Here is a 4,468-nt window from a genome sequence, read left to right on the forward strand (position 1 = left end):
TCGAAGTCTGGTCAATCCGATCCTCACGGACATTGCCGTGCATCCGAGCAGTGGCGGGTTTGGTGATGGCAGTGTGGTTGCTCCGACGGTTCATACCGGTGGGACGCAGCTGGATGGGCGACAGGACGATGGTAAGTATGTGACGCCGGAGCATCGACTTGATCCGGGAAACATGTACAGTGAGGAGAGCGGTGCAAAAGCGACAGGTGGTGCAGTAGAGCTAACGTTTGACAAGGCCACCCGGACTTGGACAACTCCAGCAGGTTTAGACTATGGACAAGGATCAGTCCAAGGGAACAGAGTTTTGCATGTTTTAGAGCACGCGGAGCCGAATCCGGCCAAGACAACGCATAGCGTATTTAGTATGGACAGAAAAGAAATTTTAGGCGCTGTCGATGAGGCATGGCGCAAGAAAGGTAGTCCCGTGTCAGGTGATCCGGGGGCATATGTTGTCCCAATGGGCCGACCGATTGGTACTACGGGAGAAAACAAGTATTAAAATTATTGTTCGTCCTGGGACCAATAAGGTTATTACCGCCTATCCTGTTAATTAGAGAAATTTTATATGCTGTGTCCAAGGTGTGTGCAGGGAGAAGTTGTCAAGGTTAGAATTATAGCTAACGACACTTGCTTGTTCGTATGTCAAGAGTGCGAGGCCTCATGGTTTTTATACGAAGACATTGGGGTTAAGGCCTTTGTCGACTATGGGACCTATATGGAAGGTCTCGGGCTGAAACCATTGTGGAGTGAGTTTGCAAATCATTCCTGAGTAGGTACAAAAGAACTGGGGGGAATTGAGCCACCCATTCCCAAAGTAGATGTCACAAATGACTTTATGATGAGTACCTTCAAGGTAAAAAAGGGGGCAAATTTATTTTATAGGTTTTGACGAGTCCTTTTAGATGTAACGAATGAGTCTCTGGAAAAATAAATCTCTCCCCTTTTTCGTTTGAGAAGGACGGGGCGGTTTATAGCTTGGACAACAGACGTTTTGCTTGCTGCGTCTGAGGCGGGAGTTCCAATCAAAGTTGTTCCGGCTACGCCAGCAGAGGTTGCTAAGGAAGGATGGAAAATGACTACCCCCAATAATGGTTCGATTATCTGTGTTCGAGGTATTTTATAAGTGAGGACGGTATGAGTTTTGAGCGAGTTAGAGATATACAGACAAAAGAAGATCTTGCGGATTTTGTTGGTGAGTTCAGAGAGGGGTTGGTGCTTAATCCAAATGACTGGGAAAATCCGGACTTAGAAAGGTTTTTAGCGGCAATGGAAGCCTGCGTTAGATCAATAGATATGTATGCAAAAAACTCGGGCGACAATAAAGTTATTAGCCCTAGCTGGAGCACCTTTGCAAGGATTTTATGTGCGTCGAAAGTTTATGAGTAATTGTTTTGCATGGGCTTTACTCAACAACAGATCCCGCCGGTGTTGTTATATCTGTTTATTGCAAAATCTCCGCCCTTCACTGCTCGCTTTAGTCATGGCTTGGGGAAGTAAAAAGTGGACAGATTTATTAGGGTTGACGAGTTCTTTTAGATGTAACGAATGAGTCTCCGGAAAATAAATCTGTCCTCTTTTTTTTGTCCATTTTTTTCACTGAAAAATCAAAATGTAAAAGGCGCTGGGCCTGGTGTACAGCCGGATTGTCAGGGGGATATGCAATCCATAGGAAGTGATATGAACGGAATTGAAAAGCTATCGATCATTCCAGAATTTAATTTCTATAATTTGAATTATGTATTAAGTTTTAGCGTTCGGCAAGAGTATGAGGGAGAGAGCGTTTCGACATATGAAATAATGCTTGCCATGCTTTATAAGCTTGATCGTTTTGAATGTGACGTTGGCCTTAAGTTTGCGGGTGTGAGGTATTTTAAAGTTTCCTGAAGTAAATGGCGATTTTTACTTGAGCGAGATTGAGTTGGAAAATGTTTCGGCAGACCAGCTTGAAGGCGTAAACTTTAGGTTTAAAGATTACGGAGGTTCTGGGTTTGAAGTGCTGTCTCGTGAGTTTTCCGTTTTAAGCTGTAAGCCTCGTGACTGAAGCCTCGAATTGAGTCAGCCCAGAAAAGCAAAACAAAAAGTGAGCGGACTGATTTTCAGGTTTGAGGGGTATTTGAGATTCGGCAATGAAATTCTGAAAAATATTTTGCTTTGTATGTGAAGATCAAGTGTGCAGGTGTTTAAAGTGATCAAAAATAAAGTTCCTGATTGGACAGTGCGTGGAAAAACCATTTCTCAACTGATTGAGGAGTTGCAGTCATTTGAAGATCAAGATCTCATGTAAAAAAGGGGACAGATTTATTTATAGGTTTGACGAGTCCTTTTAGATATAAGGAATGAGTCTCTGGAAAATAAATCTGTCCCCTTTTTTCTCTATGCCGGCGACCGCCTGGGTTTCGCCAGTGGCAAAGACACCACCATCGGTGGAGCAAATCTGAGAGGCGATGAAGTGGTGGGGCGTGTGGGCGGCGACCTCAAGGTTTCGTCGGTCGCTGATACGGGCAAGGTCAAGGGCAAAGAGTTTGATATCAGCGTTACGGCCACCATCGGCCCGGGTGCGGGTGTCAGCGGCTCGGTCGGCTTTGGCAAGACCACAGGCAAAACGGACTGGGTCGAAGAGCAAACCCGTATCACCGGCAAAAATGCCGTCGATATCAGAACAGAGAACCATACCCAGATCGACGGAGCCGTCATCGCCGCTGACAACGGCAACCTGAAACTGGACACCGGCACCCTCGGCTTCAGCGATATCGCCGGGCAAGACAAAGAGCATGGGTACTACCTGAACGTAGGCGGCACCTATAAAGCCGGGAGCAGTGAAAGCAAAGGCAACACCGTACAAGACAGCAGCCAGGCGGGCAAAGGCAAGGAAGGTAAGACCGGTTGGAGCGTTGAGGGTTGGAACTACGAGAAAGAACGTGAACAGATTGTCCGCGCCACGGTGGGGGCAGGTGAAGTCGTTGTGCGCAAGGATGCTGAGACGGGAGGTGACTCTACGGCCGGGTTGAACCGGGATGTGGGTAAGGCCTATGAGATCACCAAGGATGATGAAAAACGAACGGATTTGTATGCGAGTAGTTCGTCCATTGATGCTGTGCTCAAACCTGGAGAAACGCTGAAGCAATGGTCTGATGGGCTACTCAATTACGATAAAACGGCGTTGGACAACTTCAACAAGGCCGCCGGGGCATTGCATGCATTAGTCAATCGAGTGGAAGTCATGCAGGGCCGTCCGATGGATGCTCGTGCAGAAGCCATGGCCGGCAAAGACTTGGCAGAAAGCACGCTTGAAGCCCTCATTCTCTCTGGTATGAGTCCTCGATCGGCAATGGCAAAAATGGGGGATCCCGAATTCATCGACAGCGTCCTGAGAAGTATGGCGTCGTTAAATGGGATCGAACCCCAGGTGCTTAGCGACGCGCAGAAGCTTGTTGAGTCGAGCACCTATAAACCCGACCCTCAGGCAGTGGTACTGGATACGTCGGAAGTCAACCCGACAGGGATTGAAGAACTTCAAACGGGTTCCTTGGAAGCATTTCCGGATTCAACTCGGGGAAATACAGGCTTATAAAAACAAACATCCTGAGAGTGTGGAAGCCATAGCCTATGTGTTGGCCGCGGCTCAAGGCCCGAAAGGGGTTGCTCAATTCATTGCGATGAAGGCTGTTGAGGGGACCGAGGCGGGGCAGGCGATCTCGAAGAATATAGACAAAGCGAATGCGTTCGTCGGAAAGAAAGTCGCTCAAATCATCGAAGGGACCGAGCTGAATCCGACGTATGACAGCGACAAATATCTGATTGGCGGTGGTGAGCTACTTTCCAGTATTTTATTTGGGGCGATGCCTGCTCGAAAAGGTAAGGGCGGTAAAGATTCCGAGGCAAATTCTCCTCGTCCTCTTGCCGAACCTGTCTATAGGACAAATAAGGAGGCCAAGCAGGCTGCAGAAGCGTTGGGGTATAAAAAAATCAACGAAACAGTTCATGATGGGCAGGCTGTTTTCAAACAGGGGAATTTGTATATCACTAGGGACCTTGACGGACATAACGGAGGAGCATGGAAAGCAGCTAAATCGGTTAAAGCGCTTGGCTCGAAAGATACGAGACTGGGTACTTTTGACGTGAATATGAAACGTATTGGTGATTGAAATGAAAAAACTGAGATGCCGGATTGGATTACACGTGGGAAGACCATTTCTGAATTAATTGAAGAATTACGCTCATTTGAGGATCAAACTCTTATGGTTGAGATTTCAGTTGACGGTGGCGTAAGTAAAAAGCCAATCAGCTTGGTTGGGAAGGAAGATGGTGTCTGTGTTTTATTTAATTGCGAGTCGGATTTTTAACGCGGGCTATGGTAGTGCCGGGGGGCGTAGAGCAGAATAGATGGGGCTACGGTGACTCTACCCGACACTGCGGCCAATCGAATTACGGGCAAGGTCAAATGCAAAGAATTCGATATCAGCATTAT

General features: G+C 47.2%; 5 protein-coding genes and 1 pseudogene. All 6 read left to right on the forward strand.

From position 1 onward, the window contains the following. The coding region (locus tag DQ405_RS27095; RefSeq protein ID WP_174824719.1) for a hypothetical protein at nucleotides 1–499 on the forward strand (499 nt) is incomplete at its 5' end. Nucleotides 500–1,134: 635 nt separating this feature from the next. Next, a complete protein-coding gene (locus tag DQ405_RS24680) occupies nucleotides 1,135–1,386 on the forward strand; it encodes a DUF7660 family protein (protein WP_038452168.1) in 252 nt (83 codons plus the stop codon). 159 nt (nucleotides 1,387–1,545) lie between these two features. Continuing rightward, a complete protein-coding gene (locus DQ405_RS27840) occupies nucleotides 1,546–1,884 on the forward strand; it encodes a hypothetical protein (protein WP_241730203.1) in 339 nt (112 codons plus the stop codon). Nucleotides 1,885–2,368: 484 nt separating this feature from the next. Further along, nucleotides 2,369–3,107, forward strand: a pseudogene (locus DQ405_RS27845) (hemagglutinin repeat-containing protein); the annotation flags it as partial. A 396-nt stretch (nucleotides 3,108–3,503) separates the two neighbouring features. Continuing rightward, the gene (locus tag DQ405_RS27850; protein WP_241730204.1) at nucleotides 3,504–4,145 is read left to right on the forward strand and encodes a toxin C-terminal domain-containing protein; all 642 of its coding nucleotides are present in this window, start codon (nucleotides 3,504–3,506) and stop codon (nucleotides 4,143–4,145) included. 15 nt (nucleotides 4,146–4,160) lie between these two features. Further along, on the forward strand, nucleotides 4,161–4,343 hold the full coding sequence (locus tag DQ405_RS24695; RefSeq protein WP_168426382.1) for a hypothetical protein: 183 nt from the start codon (nucleotides 4,161–4,163) through the stop codon (nucleotides 4,341–4,343). Nucleotides 4,344–4,468 lie beyond the last annotated feature (125 nt).

It is taken from the genome of Pseudomonas sp. SST3 (assembly GCF_003325755.1).

Bases quoted from the DNA above. Each gene is read 5' to 3' on its own strand.
- DQ405_RS24680 (WP_038452168.1), top strand. From the start codon at position 1,135: ATGAGTTTTGAGCGAGTTAGAGATATACAGACAAAAGAAGATCTTGCG.
- DQ405_RS27840 (WP_241730203.1), top strand. From the start codon at position 1,546: ATGAGTCTCCGGAAAATAAATCTGTCCTCTTTTTTTTGTCCATTTTTT.
- DQ405_RS24695 (WP_168426382.1), top strand. From the start codon at position 4,161: ATGCCGGATTGGATTACACGTGGGAAGACCATTTCTGAATTAATTGAA.